The organism is Vibrio sp. 10N.222.49.C12, assembly GCF_041475025.1.
Taxonomy (GTDB): Bacteria; Pseudomonadota; Gammaproteobacteria; order Enterobacterales; family Vibrionaceae; genus Vibrio; species Vibrio crassostreae_C.
In genome coordinates, this window is the sequence record NZ_JBFRVF010000088.1 from 1 (window position 1) to 969 (window position 969).

The window sequence follows — 969 nt, forward strand, 5'->3', positions numbered from 1 at the left end:
TCTTTAACGGCTTCACATTCCGCTTCGTTGAAGAGGTCACCTTGTGATTCATCGTAAGGCTTTAATGCCTCCGAGCGTTTCGCGAACTGACGGTCGAAGGCGAGTTTGAGTTGTTCAAGCAGCGATTGGCGCTCTTGTTTCCACTCATTTTTCTCCGACATCAGAGCAGCTACCATCGCTTGTAGCTCGGCAACATCTTGGCTTTCTGGGTCGATATTTGGCGTCTTTTTCATAGCATTGATTATACTAAAATCGTGCCGTTAACGCTTGGAGAATAAGGCTTTATTCTCGATTAACTCATTGTAAAATCGTTTATTTTGATGGGTTCGTGGCCGATAATTGTGAAGCCTGAAAGCAGTCTATCAAGCTCAAATTGAGTGAGGGTAAACACCTGATTTTTCTCTTTTGAAGGCCACTTATACTTGGCTTTTTCAAGGCGTTTATACCAGAGGGCGAAGCCTGTTTTATCCCAGTACAACACTTTAATCTTATCGCGCTGTTTATTGGTAAACAGGAACAGCGCACCGCTGCCAAGAGGCAAGTCAGTATCATTTTCGATAATCGCTGCAAGGCCGTTGATGGACTTTCTAAAATCGACGCTTTCACGATAAAGGTAAATGTCTGGAGCGCTGAGCATACCTTTCATGACAAAGCTCCAATGAGTTCAGCAAGATAGGTGGCTGGCGTGCCTTGAGGAATGCTCAGCTCCACATCATTGATGAGAAGTGTCATGTTCGCCGTAGCTATCTGGGCCTGATACTTGGTTGTCTTTTCAACGATTTCGGCTTTAACAAATCCGACAGATTCCGATTGGCTTGCTGTTTGGAGTTGACGCCGTTTGGCAAAGAACGTGGATAAACTCAGTCCATGCTCTTCACAAAAAGCGCGTTGGGTAACACTGCTGCTTTCATATTGCTCAAACAGTGATTGCCATTCTAGGTTGGTACGTCGTTTTGCCATTTCAACTCT

The 969-nt window shown here is 44.8% G+C and carries 2 protein-coding genes and 1 pseudogene; all 3 read right to left on the minus strand.

Features of this window, described 5'->3' with window-relative positions:
- Positions 1-233: pseudogene (locus AB4583_RS19755) on the minus strand (IS66 family transposase); the annotation flags it as partial.
- Positions 234-292: 59 nt separating this feature from the next.
- Positions 293-646: an IS66 family insertion sequence element accessory protein TnpB gene (gene tnpB / locus AB4583_RS19760; protein ID WP_017037716.1), complete on the minus strand. Its 354-nt coding sequence runs from the start codon at positions 644-646 to the stop codon at positions 293-295.
- Positions 643-960, minus strand: a complete 318-nt coding sequence (gene tnpA / locus AB4583_RS19765; protein ID WP_017068715.1) for an IS66 family insertion sequence element accessory protein TnpA — start codon at positions 958-960, stop codon at positions 643-645. The genes tnpB and tnpA overlap by 4 nt, the downstream gene beginning before the upstream one ends.
- Positions 961-969 lie beyond the last annotated feature (9 nt).

Coding starts and splice junctions, on each gene's coding strand:
- tnpB (WP_017037716.1), bottom strand. CDS start 646: ATGAAAGGTATGCTCAGCGCTCCAGACATTTACCTTTATCGTGAAAGC.
- tnpA (WP_017068715.1), bottom strand. CDS start 960: ATGGCAAAACGACGTACCAACCTAGAATGGCAATCACTGTTTGAGCAA.